Here is a 15,893-nt window from a genome sequence, read left to right on the forward strand (position 1 = left end):
GCGGTCAGAAGCGCGAGGCCCGCGTCCAGCGGGCGAGGAGATCCAGGTCGCCGAAGGTCTCCAGGCCCTCGGCCTCGCGGCGGCCGAGGGTGAACAGCAGCAGGTCCGCGATGGGGGCGCGGACCGCGACGTCGCCCTTGCCGTGACCCCGCTCCCAGCGGTAGCCGTCCCTCCCCAGGAGGATCATCCACTCTCCGTCCGCGTCGGTGGCGTGCAGGTGGACGGTGCCCGGCCCGGCCTCGCCCGCCGCGGCGACGGCCGGGCCCGAGTTGCGGCCGTAGGAGATGTTCTCGAGGAACTCGTCGATCGCGTCGACGGAGTGGATGGGGTCGATGACCGGGGGAATCCCGGCGGCCCGCTCGGCGTCGACGCGGTGCGCCATCGTCTCGTGGAACTGGCGGCGCGACCAGAAGCGCATGTGCTGGTCCCGGCCCCACGCCCAGACGGGCGCGTCCCCGGGCACCGCGCGCAGCGCCACGAGGAGCGCCAGGCCGCCCTCGGCGAGCCAGCCGGGATAGTCGGCCCAGTGCGCCGGGTATTCCACGGGAACCTCCCGGAAGGGGATCCGGTCCGTCGCGGCGGTCTGCACGACCCGGGTCGCCCAGCGGTGGACCACCCCGACGTGCTGGGCGAGGTCCAGCGCCGTCCAGTCGTCGCAGCCGGGGACGGACGCCCCGGGCTCGGCCGCGCCGAGCGCGGCGGTCAGCCGGACCAGCTCGGGCTCCAGCAGGTCGCAGTAAACACGGTGATCCATCATGGCCGCACCCTAACCGCGCCTGATCCGCCGCGCATCAACCGGATCCGCCGCGCATCGCGGGGTGTTCCGAGGATCGTGCGCGGGTTCCGGCTTCTCGCCCCGCCATGTCGGGCACTTCCCTAGAGTGGCGTTCGTCATAAGCCGAGCGGCCACGCCGACGTCAAGGGCCTTCACAGCGGGCCCGGGCATCCGGGCCCCACCCCCGGTACGGCAGGATGTCCCCCTGCAGCGAGTGCTGTCCCGGGGGCCAGAAGGGAACCGACCAGTGAATCGCAGACTGCTGCGCGTGGGCGTGCGGCTGCACCCGGACAAGGGGATGTTCCGGGTGCACGATCTGGGCGCCGACCCGACGGGGATACAGTCCCCGCCCCCGCCCGGCACCGAGCTGGTCAGCGTCGGCTACGACCAGATGTGGATCGGCAGCCTCCAGGACGACGTCGAGATCACCCTCCTCCTGGAGGAGTGGGACGCCGAACCTCCCTCCTCCCCCGGCCCGTGGGAGCAGGAGGCCTTCAGCGAGCTCTACCTGCGCGGCGCCGTGGCCGTCGCCACCGCCACCGGCGAACCCGTCCTGCACGGCGTGCGGCTGGCCGCCGGCGTGGGCCGCTACCGCCTGGCCGTCCGCGCCCGCCACCGCGCCGAGATCGCCCGCCTCTACGACGGCCTCCTCGACCGCTTCCGCGACGGTTTCAACACCGAGTTCCAGGCCGCCCTCCGCGAACTCCAGGGCGTCGAGCACTACCTCGTCCAGCTCTGGCCCGTCCAGCCGCCCGCTCCCCCGCGCGTCATCTCCGACCTGCCCATCTGACCCGCCTCCGCCCGCCCGCGAGCCGCCGGGCCGCTCATCTCTCCGGCGGCGTGCCCCGCCCCGAGGGACGGGGCTCGGGCGGGTCAGCGCGGGAGTTCGTCGGCGAGGCCCTCCAGGTCGGCGGGAGTGAGGGTGAAGCCGCGTTCGCCCATGACGGCGACGGTGGCGTCGGCGGTGCCCAGGTGGCGGGTGCAGGCGCGGTCCAGGTAGGCCTCGACCAGGCGGGCGTTGACGAGGCGGCCCCGGCCGGGGAGGGAGCCCAGGTCCCGGTGGACCGTCGGCCAGGCGTCGTCGGAGATGCCCACGAAGCGTTCCTCGGCCAGCAGGCGCAGGAGAGCGGCGCGGTGGGCGGGAACGCTCAGGTCGGGGAGGCGGACGGTGCGGAAGTCGGTGACGAGTTCGGGGTGCGCCGAGGAGAGGGCGTCGAAGCGGTCGGGGGCGCAGCCCGCGACCAGGGTGGTCTCGGTGACGCCCTCGGCCCGGACCCGGTAGAGCGCGCGGGCGTAGGCGTCGCCCTGGCCGTCCTCCAGGATGAGCTGGTCGAGGTCCTCCACCAGGACGGTGTGGCCAGAGTGCTCGCGCAGCAGGGCGGCGAGCCCCTCGGGACCGCGTTCCCTGATCTGCTCCAGATGGAGGGTGCGGACCTGGTTGCCGCTGAAGCCGACCTCGGCCAGCGCCCGGGCGATCATGCGGGCCAGGCGGCGCTGGCCGGTCGAGGGCTCACCGACCAGGAGGACGGCGGGAGCGGAGGCGCTGGAGACCTCCTGGCCGCGGAGCTGCTGGGCCCACTTGCCGCGCCGGCGCACCTCGGTCAGCATGCGCTCGGCGTCGTCGGGGCCGCACAGGAACCTGACGCCGTAGGCCTCCACCACGCGCGGGCCGCCCTCCTGCGCGGACGGGGCCGGGGAGGGCCGCGGCGCCGACGGCCGGCTCACCGGCATGGGCGGCGGCGTCCGGGTGGCGAACGTGGGCATGTAGGGGGACGTCTCGCCGGACGGCTCCTGCGCAGCGGACGGCGGCGTGTACGGGGCCGTGGCCTCGCCGGGGTAGGGAGGCGGCGCCGGGGCCGCGGGCGGCTGCCCGAACGGCCCGGGCGCGGGCTGGCCGAACTGGGCCGCGGGCGGCTGGCCGTAGGCGTCGGGGGCCGGCTGGGCGGGCGGGTATCCGGGGGCGGAAGGGCTCGCGGTGCCGTAGGGCGGGGGTGGCTGGAGGCCCGGCTGGGGGACCTCGGGGGCGTACTCGCCGAACGGGTCGTGCACCGGAGCGGGCTGCGCCTGCTGGTCGGCGCCCTGGGCCGCGGGCGGCTCGGCGAGTGCCGGCTGCGGGAACCGCGGAGGGGAGCTCGCCGCGCCCTGGCGGGTGGCGAACGGGTCGTCGTCCGGGGGCGGCGGCGCGGGAGACGGGAGGGGAGCGGGCGCGGGAGGCGGCGCGGCCTCCGCGGCGGGCTGGGCCGCGCTGCGCTCGTCGGCCAGGTGCTTGCGCGCGGCGTTGATGATCTCCCAGGCGCTGAGTTCGCCGGTGCCCTTGGGCCGGCTGAGCGCGGGGGTGCCGAGCTCGGCGGCGCAGGCGGCGGGGACGATGAACTCCAGGTGCTGGGGGGCGGTCTGGGCCAGCCGGCACGCGGTCATGGCCAGGGCGTGGCTGGTGGCCAGCAGCGCGCGGACCTGGGCGGGGTCGGTGCTGCTGAGCTTGGGCGGCAGCCGCACCCCCTGGGGGAACAGCTCGCGCAGCGGGTGCTGGGCCTGGCCGAGCACCTCCTGGACGGTGCGGGCGCTCTCGGGGTCCAGCCAGGGCAGCACGGCGGGCACCGCGTGCGGGACCGTCTGCAGGTCGGCGGCCATGATGGCGGCGGCGGCCCGGCGCAGGTCGGTCGGGTTGGGCGGGATGCCCTCGGTCAGCTCGCCGAACAGCACGGCCAGGTCGTACAGGGCCAGTCGCAGGTACTCGCCCGGCGAGGCCTCCCGCACGATGGGCGCCGCGTACTCGGCGGGGCAGCGCCGCAGCCATTCCCTGGCGACGGTCTGCGCCCCGTAGGGGATGGCCTGCAGGTCGGCCTGGACGTACTGGAGCGTGGTCGCGCAGACGGCGGCCAGCGCGGACGCGCCCGGCTGGAACGCCGGGTCGGTGGCGAGCGCGGAGGCGGCCTCTCCCATCATCCGGACGAGGAACGCGGCGCCGACCGGGTCTCCGGCGGACAGCCGGTCGGTGTAGTACCCCGCCAGCCGCATCAGGTCCGGCGCGATCATCCAGCGCAGGTGCTCGGCCTGCACGGTCAGGTAGGGCGCGAACATGGCGACGAGGGGGTGCTCGCCGAGCACCACGGGCGTGCCGGAGCTGAAGAGGATCGCCCCCCACAGCGCGGCGACGGTGGTGGGGGTACCCGGCTGGAACGCCGGGTCCTGCATGGCGAACTGCTGCGGGTCGACCGCGATCGCGGTGATCAGCGTCTGCTGCACCCGGGCCACCAGATCGGCTGAGGGACCTTCGCCCAGCAGCCCGGCGGTGGCCATGGGGCCCGCACCGACGTCCGGCCCGGTCGGCACCAGCTGGGGCGGCACCGGCGGGTTGCCGACGCCGGGCGGGGCGGGCGCCAGGATCCGGCGGGCCGCCTGGTCGGCGGGCGGCGGCGAGGGGTGCCAGTGGGCGTCCAGCCCGCAGCGGTACCACCGCCCCCAGGCGCCGAACAGCCACCACTCTCCGGGCCCGGCCAGCAGCCGGGAGGCGACCTGCTCGGCCCGCTGCGGCGGCGCCGCGGTCTGCCACCACTGCGAGGAGGTCATCGCCCGGACGTCGGCCTCGGCCTTGGCGAAGGGATCATCGGCGGGGGTTCCGGAGGTCTGCCAGTTCACACGCCGATCCTAGTCGCCTTCGGTGACGTTCGGCCGGGTGATCAAGCCCCGGCCAGGCCGGTCAGCCAGCGGGTGAACCACACGGTCTTGCCCGACTCCTGGCTGCTGCAGCCGGAGTCGGCGGCCAGCATCGCCACCAGGAACAGGCCGCGGCCGTCCTCGGCGTCGACGGGGCGTTCGACCTCGGGCGCGGGCGGCGGCTCGAGGGGGCTGTCGTCGGTGATCTCGCCGCGCAGCAGCAGCCCGTCGAGCAGCAGCCTCAGCCGGATCGCCCCCTTGCCGTGCACGACGGCGTTGGCGACGAGTTCGTCCACCATCAGCACGATGTCGTCGACGTCGGAGGGGTCGGCGAGCCGCCAGGAGGAGAGCTCGGTGCGGATGAGCGCGCGGGCCTGCCCCGGCGCCCGCAGATCCGAGGGAAGTTCCCAGGCCGCGGTGCGGGCGCCGGACGAGTCGACCAACCCTAGTCCCGGTGCGTCCACTGCCCGTCTCCTCCCGATCGACGTGCGTTGCGGTGGCGGATGAGGGCCCCCGGCCCTCTCCCGGGAATGTTCCCCGTCAGCCTCCGGCGAAGTGCGGGGCGGTGAGGTCTGGCCGAAACGGCACTGTTGTATGACGCGTCCGTTCCCGGCCCGTCGGGGGAACAGGGTTCCGCCATCGGCCACTCCTCACAGCAGATCAGTCAATACGCCCATAACCTGGGACGCATGGACTCCCAGTGTGGAGTACGTGACACGCGTCACATTAAGCCGGGTCTCCGGTGACACGGTGAAAAACCTCTCGGCGGAGATGGAGGAGGCACCCCCCGGAGACCGTTAAGGTGGAGAACGCCGGTGTGGCCAGTGTCCCCGGGCCGCATCTGAAGCCTTCACGGAATACCGTCCGGCTGGAGCCGTGTTGTGCCGTCCGCCGAGAGGCGACCACCACACCGGCCTTGACTTTCACCCCGTACGCGGGGCAGGCGAACAACCCCGGTGCCGTCACCGGGGTCGGGCCGAAGTCGGCCGGGCGGCCGCTACTGCGACAGCAGTATCGCCACGGCCGCCGCCAGCGCGGCCACCACGCCGAACACCACGACGAGCACCGCCGCGATGATGCGCCGCCTGGGTGTGCCCTCCGGCCCGCCGAAACTCTCCAGCCGCTGCGCCAGCGCCGGGTCGTCCTGGCTGAGCCGGGATGCGATCTCGGTGAGGATGCGCTCCTCGTCCATCGACAAGGCCATGCCGTACCTCCGGGGGGTCACCTTGCCCCGTTCTTTTCCCCGATCAAGACTCTTTCTATCCTCCGCCCCAGGCCCAATCAGGGAGCCGTGACGGAGGCGCGGGACGGGCCGCTCTCCTGGTGCGTGCGGTCCAGCGCCGTCACGCGGTAGGTGTACGTCTGCCCGGCCTTGGCGGTGGTGTCCACGATGGACGTACCGCGGGTGGTGGTGAGCAGTTCGGACGCCTTGACCGCGGCGCATCCCTCCCCCTTGCCGTTGCTGCGGTACACCGCGTAGGACGTCGCCCGGCCCTTCCACGACAGTGTCACCTTGCCACCCGAACGCTTGGCCTTCAAACCGGTGGGAGCGGCGGGCCTCTGCCCGCCCTCGGACGGCGGGATCAGCGCCGGGGTCCTGTAGTGGTCGCGCAGCAGGGCCGACACGAAGCCCTTCTTGTCGGAGGTGTAGTCGGCCGCGCTGAAGAAGACGTCACCGCGCACCTCCGGGTACTTGCGGTTGAGGGTGAGGTGCCGGCTGATCTGGTCGGGCCCGGTCGCGAACGAGGACTCCCCCATCCGGTATCCGGCCTGCCCGATGAGCAGCTGCACCCCGGTGCCGCGCACAAGCCTCGACCACCAGGCCACGAGCGTGGCGTAGTCGGCGCGCGGATCGCCGATGGCCCAGTACAGCTGTGGCAGCACGTAGTCCAGCCAGCCCTCCTTCACCCACTTGCGGGTGTCGCCGTAGATCTGGGCGTAGGAGTCCAGGCCGTTGGTGTCCGAGCCTTCCGGGTGGTTGCTCTTGTTGCGCCAGATCCCGAACGGGCTGATGCCGAACTTCACCCACGGCTTGGCGTCCTCGATCTGCGTGGACAGCCGCTTGACGAGCTTGTTGACGTTGTCGCGCCGCCAGTCGCCCTTGTTCTTGAAGCCCTGGCCGTACTTCTTGTACGTCCCCGAGTCGGGGAAGTCCCCGCCGGAGGGGTAGGGGTAGAAGTAGTCGTCGAAGTGCACTCCGTCGATGTCGTACTTCTCCACCACCTCCATGACGGCGTCGCTCGCCAGGTCCTGCACCTGCGGCAGGCCCGGGTCGTACCACAGGTACTTGCCGTACTTCACCGCCCAGGACGGGTTCCTGCGCGCCGGGCTGGTGGGGGCCAGCTTGCGCCGGTCGTTGTCCTCGCCGACCCGGTAGGGGTTGAACCAGGCGTGGAACTCCAGGTCGCGCGCGTGCGCCTCGTCGATGAGGAACTTCAGCGGGTTCCAGCCCGGGTCCTTGCCGGGGGTGCCGGTCAGCCACACCGACCAGGGCTCGTGGGACGAGGGGTAGAACGCGTCGCCGGCCGGGCGGATCTGCATGAAGACGGTGTTGAGCTTCTTGGCCTTCGCCGAGTCCAGCAGCGCCCGGTAGGAGGCCTTCTTCTTCTCCACCGGGGCCTCGGGGTCTCCCGGCCAGTCCCCGCCGTACACCGAGGAGATCCACATGCCGCGCACCTGCCGGGCGGGACCGTCGCCCGCGGGCTTGACCGCCGGGCACTCGGCGTCCGCCGAGGACAGGCCCATCTGAGCCTGCGGCATCCCGGCCGAAGCGTTCGGCACCGGGGCCGTCTCCGCTTCCCCGCTCGCACATCCGGTCGCCAGGACCAGCCCCGTCAGTCCGGCCACGGCACTCAGCGCTCTTCGCATTTTCCGGAGGCTACCCGTTTCCCTGACGTGACCGGGCCGTGACCCGGTTTTTGTCATACCTCCCTGCGACGATCGGAGGATGACCGACTGGAACGATGTGACGGAGACCGCGCCCGATTTCGCCGAGGAGGTTCAGGCGCTCTTCGACGCGCACAAGCACAAGACCATGGCCACCCTGCGCAAGGACGGCTCGCCCCGCATCAGCGGGATCGAGATGGCGTTCGTCGGGGGCCGGGTGGTCCTCGGCATGATGCCGCAGTCGCTGAAGGCCCGGGACGTCCGCCGCGACGGCCGGGTGGCGATCCACTCCGCCTCCGTGGAGCCCGACCCCGAGGACCCGGCGGGCTGGCCGGGCGACGCCAAGATCTCGGGCCTCGCGAACGAGGTGACGGACCGGGACGAGGCGGACGCCATCCTGCGCGCGATGGGCACTCCCGAGGAGCTGCTGGGCAGCCCGGTGTTCCGGGTGGAGCCGCGCGAGGTCGTCCTGACCAGGGTGGCCGAGAGCGGAGACCACCTGGACGTCCTGCTGTGGAAGGACGGCGCGCTCACCGCCAAGACCGCGAAGTGAGTCCCCGGCGTTCGGCGAGGGGGCGCCCCTCCCCCGCCGAACGTCTGGCGGACGGCGGGAGCGCCTTCTACTATGGCCGTGCACTGAAGGCCTCCACGGCGCGAGCGAGGCTCCCCGAGCAGACAAGGCGAGCATGACCAGCACCGATCACCGCCCGCGCCGCATGTCTCCCGAAGAGCGCAGACAGGCCCTCATCGACTCGGCCCTGGAGCTGTTCGGCCGGAACGGCCCCGACCGCCTCACGATGGAGGACGTCGCCGCGCACGCCGAGGTCTCCCGTGCCCTGGTCTACCGCTACTTCTCCAACATCGAGGAGATCCGCGTCGCCGCGCTCAGGGCCGCGGTGGACGACCTGGTGGCGCGCCTCTCCCGGCAGCGGGACGGCGATCTGCTCTCCCAGCTCCAGGAGACGCTGGAGGAGTTCGTCTCCTTCGCCGAGGAGCGCGCCGCCGGGTACATCGCCCTGCTGCGCAACGGCTCGGTCATCGCCACCTCCGAGACCGCGGCCCTGGTCGACGAGGCCAGGCACGCGGTGGTCGACCAGGTGCTCGCCCGGCTGGAGGTCGCGACCCCCTCGCCGTTCCTCCTGCTCACCCTTCGCTGCTGGGTGGCCGCCTGCGAGGGAGCCGTGCTCACCTGGCTGCAGGAGCGCACCCTCGGCCGGGAGTCCCTGGTGCCGTGGCTCTCCGGCCAGCTGGTGGGGATGATCGGCGCCACCGCCGACCACGACCCGGAGGTCGCGGTGATCCTGCCCCTGCTGGAGCCGGGGTCGGCTCAGCCCTCCAGCGCGTAGCGCATCGCCCGGAACTTCGTCCTGGTCTCGGCGAGTTCGGCCGGAGCGGTGGAGTCGGCGACGATGCCGCAGCCGGCGAACAGCCTGGCCTCGTCGCCGTCGAGCTGGGCGCAGCGCAGCGCGATGCCCCACTCGCCGTCGCCCCGGGAGTCGACCCAGCCGACCGGGCCGGCGTAACGGGAGCGGTCCATCTCCTCGAGTTCGCGGATGAGCTCCATCGCCTCGCCGGTGGGGGTGCCGCACACCGCGGGCGTCGGGTGCAGGGCGCCCAGCACGTCCAGCACGGAGCGCTCCTCGGCCAGCCTGCCGCGGACGGGCGTGGCCAGATGCTGGAGGTTGGCCAGGCGCAGCAGTTCGGGGACCCGCGGGACGTCCAGCTCGACGCACAGCGGGCGCAGCGCCTCCCGGACCATCTCCGCCGCGTAGGCGTGCTCGCCCCTGTCCTTGCCGGAGCGCAGCAGCGCCTGACCCAGCTCCCTGTCCTCGGCCTCGTCGCCGCCGCGCGGGGTGGTGCCGGCCAGCACCAGGGACTCGATCGCCCCGCCGATCCGGCGCACCAGCAGTTCGGGGGTGGCGCCGACCAGGCCGTCCACCGCGAAGGTGTAGCACTCGGGGTAGCGCTCGGCCAGCCGCCGCAGCAGCACCCGGGCGTCGATCGGGCCGGACGCCCGCACCCGCAGGTCGCGGGCGAGGACGACCTTGCCGAGGACGCCGCCGCGGATGCGCCGCACGGCGCTCTCCACGGCCCGGCCCCACCGCTCCTCGCTCAGCGAGCCGGCGTGCCACTCCAGCCCGGTGGGCTCCTCGGCGGGGCGCATGAGCGTCAGCGGGTCGACGTCGTCGCCGATCGTGGTGTGCCAGGCCAGCCCGTCCCGCCAGCCGAGCACCACCTGGGGAACGATGAGTACCGATTCATCGTTTTTGGGGTCGAACCCGAAGCTTCCGAAGGCGACCGGACCCGAGCCGGGAATCCCCACCCGGTCGTCCACCCGGGCGTTCTGGAACAGTGCCGTCAGCCTGCGGCGGGCCCAGCCGAACCTGTCGTCGCCGCCGGGGACGTCGATGCGCGCGGCCTCTCCCCAGCCGACCATTCCCGAGTCGTGCCGGACCCAGGCGAGGGCCGAGGGGTGCGGCAGCCGGGCGATGAGGTCGACGGGGCCGGCCGTCGGCACCGTGCGGACGGTCAGCTGTTCGGAGGCTCCCAGCGCGACGCTCACCTTGCACACACTACAGAAGAGTTGAACCTGTTCAAACAGCAGGTACCGCTGTTCATCCCGTGATTTACGCGATATACCTCCTTTGCCCGAGGGTAGGCTCACGATCGTGATGGAGCAGACCCGCTGGATTTCCCTCGAAGGTGCCGTCAACGTCCGCGACCTGGGCGGCCTCCCCACCACGGACGGACGCGCCACGCGTTTCGGCCGGGTGCTGCGCTCGGACAACCTGCAGGGCCTCACCGCGAGCGACGTGGCCCTGCTGTCGGAGGAACTCGGCGTCGGCCATGTGATCGACCTGCGCAGCCTCGCCGAGGTCCAACGCGAGGGGCCCGGCCCGCTCACCCGACTGCCCGGGATGACGATCCACCACCTGTCCCTGTTCGTGGAGACGCAGATCGCCGCCGGAGTCGAGGTCGACAAGGCGCTGCCCTGGCAGAGCCGGACCGTCCAGGAGGACCCCGAGCACAAATCTGTCGGTTTCTACCACGGCTACCTGCGCGACAGGGCTGATTCGATCGTCTCCGCACTGCGCGTCATGGCGCACGAGGAGGGCGCCTCGATCGTGCACTGCGCGGCCGGCAAGGACCGCACCGGCGTGGTCAGCGCGCTGGCCCTGGAGGTGGCGGGCGTGGCCCGCGAGGCGATCATCGCCGACTACGCGCTGACCGCCGAACGCCTCGACGCGATCCTGCACCGCCTGCTGAGCAGCGAGACCTACCACGCCGACCTGCGCGACCGCCCCACCGACAGCCACCTCCCCCACGCCTTCATCATGGAGCGCTTCCTGCACGGCCTGGACCGCCTCCATGGCGGGGTCCTGAACTGGCTCGCCGCCAACGGCTGGAACGACGACGACACCGGAGCGCTGCGTTCCCGTCTGGTGCGCTGAGACCCGGCGCCTTTACGCAGTAAGGTAACCCTCGGGAGGCGAAGGCCTCGCCGGGGGTTCATTCATTGGCATGCGGAACGCCTCTACCGCAGGGTGCCGACCGCCCGTGGCGAAGGACACAGATCCCCTACCCCACGAATGAGACATTGATGAATGACACATAAGCCAGTGGGGTATTAGGGTGCGGTGCTGTCACCCCCCTTCGAGGAGTCGTTCATGGGAGTTCTCGCCGAAGAGCTGAAACCGGCCGGAGGCGCGGCGCTCGACCAGGTGCTGATCGCCAGCGGCGTCGCCCTGGTGCTGACCGTCGTGCTGCTCGCCCTGGGCTACGGGCACCGCACCGGACGGCTGCGGGTGCTCGACACCCTGGCCGCGCTGGGCGCCAAGGGCATCGGACGGGGGCTGCCCGGCTGGGCTTCGCTTCCGTCCGTCGTCGCCATGTTCTCCCTCATCACCGCGTTGCTCGGGATGTACTGGGATATCTCCCTGCACATCACCCACGGCCGGGATGAGGGCCCGCTCGCCAACATCGCCCACTACCCCATCCTCATCGGGCTGTTCGGCATCTTCGCCGCCGGAGTCCTCGCCCTGACCATGCCGGTCGGGGAGAAGCCCGGCCCCGGCCCGGTGCGCATCACCCGAACCTGGTACGTCCCGGCGGGCGGCACACTCGTCGCGGGCGCCGGCTTCTACGCCCTGCTCGGATTCCCGCTGGACGACGTCTGGCACCGGATCTTCGGCCAGGACGTCACCCTGTGGGGCCCCACCCACCTGATGCTCATCGGCGGCGCCGGCCTGTCCCTCGTCGGCATGCTCGTCCTCGAGCGCGAGGGCCGCGCCGCAGCCGGAGACACCTCCCCCTCCCCCGCCCTGTCCTACCTGCGCCGCGCCATGACCTGCGGCGGCCTCCTCATCGGGCTCTCGGTCTTCCAGGCCGAGTTCGACTTCGGCGTCCCGCAGTTCCGGCTGGTCAACCAGCCGTTCCTCATCGCGCTGGCCGCCGGGTGCGCCCTGGTCGCCGCACGGCTCTGGGTCGGCCGGGGCGGCGCGGTCCTGGCCGCCGTCTTCTACATGCTGGTCCGCGGCGGCGTCTCGCTGGTCGTCGGCCCGGTCATCGGCGAGCTCAACGCCGCCGTCCCCATGTACCTGGCCGAAGCGGTGCTCGTCGAACTCGTCGCGCTCGCGCTGATCAGGCGTCCGCTGGCCTTCGGAGTGGTCTCCGGGTTCGTGGTCGGCACCGCCGGCTTCGCGGCGGAGTACGCCTGGACGCAGGTGGCCTTCCGGCTGCCCTGGACCCCCGACATCCTGGTCGAGGGCGTCCTGATGGCCCTGGCGGGCGGGCTGTCCGGCGCGGTCCTGGGCGTCCTGCTGGCCGAGGGTCTGGCCGGGCGGCTCCCCCGCCCCGCCGTCAGCCGCGGCCTGTTCGCCGCCTCGCTCGTCCTCATCGGCGCCGCGGTCGCCAACTGCCTGGTCTTCACCGTTCCGAAGGACCTTCAGGTCTCGGCCGCCCTGTCCCCCGACGGGAACGCCACCTTCACCCTGAGCCGTCCGCTGGACGACCCCGCCTGGATCCAGGTCACCGCCTGGCAGGGCGGCGGCCTGCACGTCGACCGGCTCGAGCGGACCGGCCCGGCGACCTACCGCACGACCGAGCCGATGCCCTTGGACGGCACCTGGAAGACCCTCGTGCGCATCCATGACGGGCGCGTGCTCGCCGCCATCCCCGTCTACCTGCCGGAGGACCCGGCGATCGGCGCGAAGGCGCTGCCCGCCGAGCCTCGGTTCACCCGCGACGTCCAGGGCGAGCAGCCCATCCTGCAGCGCGAGCTCAAGCAGGACGTGCCCGGCTGGATGTGGGCCGCGGCCTCCCTGGTGGTGCTGCTGTGCACCCTGATCCTGGTGCTGGCCCTCGGCTGGGGGGTCTCCCGGATCTCCGGTGCCCTGGGGAGCCGTGCGGCCGTACGGTCGGGCGCATGATCCTCGCCCACCACGCCGCCGTCGAGGCGATCGCCCTCTTCGTCCCCGCCCTGGCCATCGTCGGGGTCATCGCCGGGGCGGTCATCCTGGACCGCAGGCGCGCGGCCGAGGACGAAGAGGGCGACGAGGACTCAACGGCGGCGGGAGAGGGCGACCCCGGCCAGGCAGACGACGCCGCCGGCGAGGGCGAGCGGGGCGGGGACCTCCGACAGCAGGACCCAGGCCAGGACGACGGCCAGCGGCGGGACGAGGTAGGTGGTGACGCCGAGGCGTCCGGCGTCCATCCGGGCCAGGGCGTAACCCCAGGTGCTGAAGGCCAGGGCCGTGGGGACGAGTCCGAGGTAGAACAGGCCGCCGAGCGCTCCGGCTGATGCCCGGGCCGCCTCCTCGGCCAGGGCCGGCGCGTACGGCAGGCAGGCGACCGCGGCGATCACGCAGCCCAGCCAGGTCACCTGCAGGGAGGGGAGCCTCCGCAGCACCGGTTTCTGCGCCACCACCCCGATCGCGTAGGCGACGGCGGCCGCCACGCCGAGGACGATGCCGAGGAGGTCGGCGTCGTCCCGGCCCGCCGTCGCCACGCCGATCAGCGCCGCTCCGGCGAACGCGACCCCGGCTCCGGCGAGCAGCCAGCGGGGATAGCCCTCGTTCAGGAGCGTCCCGGCCAGCAGGGCGATGAGGATCGGCCCGATGTTGACGAGCATCGCGGCGGTCCCCGCGTCGATGCGCTGCTCGGACGCGTTCAGCGCCACGTTGTAGACGCCGAACCAGACCACCCCGTAGACCAGGAGCAGCGTCCATTCCCGGCGGGTCGGCCGCACCCAGTTCCGGCGCACCGCCAGCGTCCCGCCGAGTACGAGGACGGCCACGCCCAGCCTGCCGAGGGTGAGGGGACCGGGTCCGAAGTCGTCACCGAGGCCGCGGATCGCGACGAACGCCGACGCCCAGGCCACGACGGTGAAGGCCACCGCTCCCAGGGCGAGCCCGCTCCCCTCCGCGCGGCCGTTCTCTTCTGATCGTCTTGTCATGGTCACGATCCGACAGTAGACCCGCTGTCGAACCTTTTTTCGAGGCCGAACGGTGGACCTGGGAGGTCTCCGAACGAGACGTCCGAAAGCCGCTAACGTCCCGCCGCGGAACGCAGAGCGGCCTCGATGACCTCCAGTCCCGCGATGGCGTCCTCGATCGGCACGGGAGGCGGGCCCTCGTGCTCGAGCGCGTTCACCACGCCCGCGTAGAACTCCTGCCAGACGCCGAGTTCCGTGCGGACGGGCCGGGCCTGGCCCGGCACCCCCAGGAACCCGTAGGTCTCCGGCGGCATCTGCCCCCAGCCGTGCTCGCGCGGAGTGCGGCCCGCTCGCAGCGCCTCCTCCTGGATGTCCATGCCGTGCGTGACGTAGGCGGCCTTGTCCCCCAGCACGCGGAACCGGGGCCCGAGGTCGGCGGCGGTCGCGCTCATCCACAGGTGGGACCGGACGCCGTTCTCGTGGGTCAGCGCCAGGAAGGCGTCGTCCGGGGTGACCGCGCCCGGCCGCCGGGTGTCGAGTTCGGCGTAGACGTGGGTGGGCGGACCGAACAGGCAGATCGCCTGGTCGATGAGGTGGGTGCCGAGGTCGTACACGATGTTCCCCGCGTCGGCGGGGTCGGCCGACTCCTTCCAGGACTCCCGCACCTGGGGCCGCCATCGTTCGAACCTGGACTCGAACCGCCTGATCCCGCCGAGCGCGCCCTCGGCGATGAGCCGCCGGAGTGTGCGGAAGTCCCCGTCCCAGCGGCGGTTGTGGTACGGGAACACCGGCGGCCCGATCTCGGCCAGCCGTCTGGCCTGCTCGGAGTTCACCGCGATCGGCTTGTCGATCACCACGGGCAGCCCGGCCTCCAGCGCCCGGGTCGCCAGCGGGACATGGGTGCGGTTCGGGGTGGCGATCACCATGAGGTCGTAGTGCGAAGGGTCGTCGAACACGGGCGCCGGATCCGGCAGCACCGCCACACCGGGGTAGCGCCGTCGCACCTCTTCCTGCCGTTCCGGATTGCCCGTCACCACCGCCCTCAGCACCATGCCGGGCACCGAGGTGATCAGCGGGGCGTGGAAGACCGAACCGCCGGTCCCGTAGCCGAGGAGCACCACTCGCAACGTCATGCCTCGATCATGGCAAACCGCTCGGAGCCGACCGGAATCCGGGGTCTCACCAGGCATGTCCCGCCTGGAGGCGGCTCAGGGAAGCCGGAGTTCGGCGTACACGGCGCGGTGGTCGCTGGCCGGCAGGTCGTGCACCGAGTAGTCCAGGACGGAGATCCTGCGGTCGGCGAAGACGTGGTCGATGACGATGCCGGGGGTCGACCACGCGGCGGCGGGCCAGGTGGGGCGCAGTCCCGCGCCGCGCACCTCGGCCGCGTCGCGGTAGCCGGTGGACAGCACGTCGCGCAGGCTCTCGTGGTCGAGGGTGGCGTTGAAGTCCCCGGCCAGGATCCGGGGCGTGTCCCCGGGGGTGGCGGCGGGCAGTTCGGCCTGGCCCGCGCGCCAGCACCGGTCGAGGGCCGGGCGCAGGGGGGCGCAGGTGTGCACGGCCACGAACTCGATCGGCCGCGCCGCGCCGGGGACGTCCATCGCCGCCCGGACCGCTCCCGCCGGGGCGGGACCGGCCTGGAAGGGGTGGCGCGAGTACAGCGTGGTGTCGTGCGTGCCGTTCGCGGTGTGCGGGAGCAGGTCGAGGATGCCCTTCTCCTCCAGCGCCCGGCGGGCCCCGGGTGGCAGTTCCTGGATCGACAGCACGTCGATCCGCATCTTCCGCACCAGGTCCAGCACCCGGTCGGGCGGGGTGAGGCCGAACCGGACGTTGGCGCTGAGCACCCTCAGCACGGGTCCCTTCGCCGGGGGCTGCCCCTCCTCCAGCAGCCGGGGCGCCACCAGCGCGCCGAGCGCCACCGCGACGGCCAGCCCGGCCGCCGCCGCGCCCCGGCTGCGCAGCAGCAGCGCCACGACCGGGACCGCCAGCGCCGCGCCCGCCACGTAGGGGGTGAAGGAGACCACCTGGATCCACCGGAAACCCGCGTCGAGCCCGGAGATCCGCATCATCGTCCAGGTCAGGAAGGGCGAGACCAACGCCCAGGCGACGGCCGTTCTCCACCAGCCCATGATCGTCCTCCCG

The 15,893-nt window shown here is 72.7% G+C and carries 14 protein-coding genes; 5 read left to right on the forward strand and 9 right to left on the reverse strand.

Translation table 11 applies throughout. The annotated features are described in order from the left end of the window. Positions 1-4 precede the first annotated feature (4 nt). Complete coding sequence (locus tag ABGB12_RS12840; RefSeq protein WP_347677300.1) at positions 5-757, reverse strand: maleylpyruvate isomerase family mycothiol-dependent enzyme; 753 nt, start codon at positions 755-757, stop codon at positions 5-7. Between the two features lie 265 nt (positions 758-1,022). Between ABGB12_RS12840 and ABGB12_RS12845 the strand changes: the two genes are divergently transcribed. Continuing rightward, positions 1,023-1,565 carry a hypothetical protein gene (locus ABGB12_RS12845; protein WP_347677302.1) on the forward strand — a complete coding sequence of 181 codons (543 nt, stop codon included), beginning with the start codon at positions 1,023-1,025 and terminating at the stop codon, positions 1,563-1,565. An 83-nt stretch (positions 1,566-1,648) separates the two neighbouring features. Here ABGB12_RS12845 and ABGB12_RS12850 read toward each other — a convergent pair whose 3' ends face one another. From ABGB12_RS12850 to ABGB12_RS12865, 4 genes are all read right to left on the reverse strand, one after another. After that, the gene (locus ABGB12_RS12850) at positions 1,649-4,414 is read right to left on the reverse strand and encodes a hypothetical protein (RefSeq protein ID WP_347677306.1); all 2,766 of its coding nucleotides are present in this window, start codon (positions 4,412-4,414) and stop codon (positions 1,649-1,651) included. 41 nt (positions 4,415-4,455) lie between these two features. After that, positions 4,456-4,896 (reverse strand): ATP-binding protein, encoded by a 441-nt coding sequence (locus tag ABGB12_RS12855; RefSeq protein WP_347677308.1) that lies wholly within the window; start codon positions 4,894-4,896, stop codon positions 4,456-4,458. 533 nt (positions 4,897-5,429) lie between these two features. Further along, a complete protein-coding gene (locus ABGB12_RS12860; protein ID WP_347677309.1) occupies positions 5,430-5,636 on the reverse strand; it encodes a DUF3040 domain-containing protein in 207 nt (68 codons plus the stop codon). A 77-nt stretch (positions 5,637-5,713) separates the two neighbouring features. Then, entirely contained in the window at positions 5,714-7,300 is a 1,587-nt protein-coding gene (locus ABGB12_RS12865; RefSeq protein ID WP_347677311.1) for a family 10 glycosylhydrolase, read from the reverse strand. Positions 7,301-7,379: 79 nt separating this feature from the next. Between ABGB12_RS12865 and ABGB12_RS12870 the strand changes: the two genes are divergently transcribed. Together ABGB12_RS12870 and ABGB12_RS12875 are read left to right on the forward strand one after the other, a co-directional pair. Beyond that, the gene (locus ABGB12_RS12870) at positions 7,380-7,871 is read left to right on the forward strand and encodes a pyridoxamine 5'-phosphate oxidase family protein (RefSeq protein ID WP_347677313.1); all 492 of its coding nucleotides are present in this window, start codon (positions 7,380-7,382) and stop codon (positions 7,869-7,871) included. A 133-nt stretch (positions 7,872-8,004) separates the two neighbouring features. Further along, on the forward strand, positions 8,005-8,664 hold the full coding sequence (locus tag ABGB12_RS12875; RefSeq protein WP_347677315.1) for a TetR/AcrR family transcriptional regulator: 660 nt from the start codon (positions 8,005-8,007) through the stop codon (positions 8,662-8,664). Here ABGB12_RS12875 and ABGB12_RS12880 read toward each other — a convergent pair. Then, positions 8,646-9,881, reverse strand: coding sequence for an isochorismate synthase (locus tag ABGB12_RS12880; RefSeq protein WP_347677317.1), 1,236 nt, complete (start codon positions 9,879-9,881; stop codon positions 8,646-8,648). The genes ABGB12_RS12875 and ABGB12_RS12880 overlap by 19 nt on opposite strands. A gap of 109 nt (positions 9,882-9,990) precedes the next feature. Between ABGB12_RS12880 and ABGB12_RS12885 the strand changes: the two genes are divergently transcribed. Both ABGB12_RS12885 and ABGB12_RS12890 read left to right on the forward strand, forming a co-directional pair. Continuing rightward, the gene (locus ABGB12_RS12885; RefSeq protein WP_347677721.1) at positions 9,991-10,770 is read left to right on the forward strand and encodes a tyrosine-protein phosphatase; all 780 of its coding nucleotides are present in this window, start codon (positions 9,991-9,993) and stop codon (positions 10,768-10,770) included. Between the two features lie 216 nt (positions 10,771-10,986). Continuing rightward, positions 10,987-12,747, forward strand: coding sequence for a hypothetical protein (locus ABGB12_RS12890; protein ID WP_347677319.1), 1,761 nt, complete (start codon positions 10,987-10,989; stop codon positions 12,745-12,747). A gap of 131 nt (positions 12,748-12,878) precedes the next feature. Here the strand turns inward: ABGB12_RS12890 and ABGB12_RS12895 are convergent, their stop codons facing one another. The 3 genes from ABGB12_RS12895 to ABGB12_RS12905 all read right to left on the reverse strand — a co-directional run bounded on the left by ABGB12_RS12895 (position 12,879) and on the right by ABGB12_RS12905 (position 15,880). Beyond that, positions 12,879-13,772 carry a DMT family transporter gene (locus tag ABGB12_RS12895; RefSeq protein WP_347677321.1) on the reverse strand — a complete coding sequence of 298 codons (894 nt, stop codon included), beginning with the start codon at positions 13,770-13,772 and terminating at the stop codon, positions 12,879-12,881. A 92-nt stretch (positions 13,773-13,864) separates the two neighbouring features. Then, positions 13,865-14,884, reverse strand: a complete 1,020-nt coding sequence (locus ABGB12_RS12900; protein ID WP_347677323.1) for a Gfo/Idh/MocA family oxidoreductase — start codon at positions 14,882-14,884, stop codon at positions 13,865-13,867. Between the two features lie 75 nt (positions 14,885-14,959). Continuing rightward, positions 14,960-15,880, reverse strand: coding sequence for an endonuclease/exonuclease/phosphatase family protein (locus ABGB12_RS12905; RefSeq protein WP_347677325.1), 921 nt, complete (start codon positions 15,878-15,880; stop codon positions 14,960-14,962). Positions 15,881-15,893: the final 13 nt, after the last annotated feature.

Origin of the sequence: Actinocorallia sp. B10E7, assembly GCF_039871655.1 — a bacterium.
Lineage (GTDB): Bacteria > Actinomycetota > Actinomycetes > Streptosporangiales > Streptosporangiaceae > Actinocorallia.

Bases quoted from the DNA above. Each gene is read 5' to 3' on its own strand.
- ABGB12_RS12900 (WP_347677323.1), bottom strand. From the start codon at position 14,884: ATGACGTTGCGAGTGGTGCTCCTCGGCTACGGGACCGGCGGTTCGGTC.
- ABGB12_RS12860 (WP_347677309.1), bottom strand. From the start codon at position 5,636: ATGGCCTTGTCGATGGACGAGGAGCGCATCCTCACCGAGATCGCATCC.
- ABGB12_RS12885 (WP_347677721.1), top strand. From the start codon at position 9,991: ATGGAGCAGACCCGCTGGATTTCCCTCGAAGGTGCCGTCAACGTCCGC.
- ABGB12_RS12870 (WP_347677313.1), top strand. From the start codon at position 7,380: ATGACCGACTGGAACGATGTGACGGAGACCGCGCCCGATTTCGCCGAG.
- ABGB12_RS12875 (WP_347677315.1), top strand. From the start codon at position 8,005: ATGACCAGCACCGATCACCGCCCGCGCCGCATGTCTCCCGAAGAGCGC.
- ABGB12_RS12895 (WP_347677321.1), bottom strand. From the start codon at position 13,772: ATGACAAGACGATCAGAAGAGAACGGCCGCGCGGAGGGGAGCGGGCTC.
- ABGB12_RS12840 (WP_347677300.1), bottom strand. From the start codon at position 757: ATGATGGATCACCGTGTTTACTGCGACCTGCTGGAGCCCGAGCTGGTC.
- ABGB12_RS12905 (WP_347677325.1), bottom strand. From the start codon at position 15,880: ATGGGCTGGTGGAGAACGGCCGTCGCCTGGGCGTTGGTCTCGCCCTTC.
- ABGB12_RS12865 (WP_347677311.1), bottom strand. From the start codon at position 7,300: ATGCGAAGAGCGCTGAGTGCCGTGGCCGGACTGACGGGGCTGGTCCTG.
- ABGB12_RS12890 (WP_347677319.1), top strand. From the start codon at position 10,987: ATGGGAGTTCTCGCCGAAGAGCTGAAACCGGCCGGAGGCGCGGCGCTC.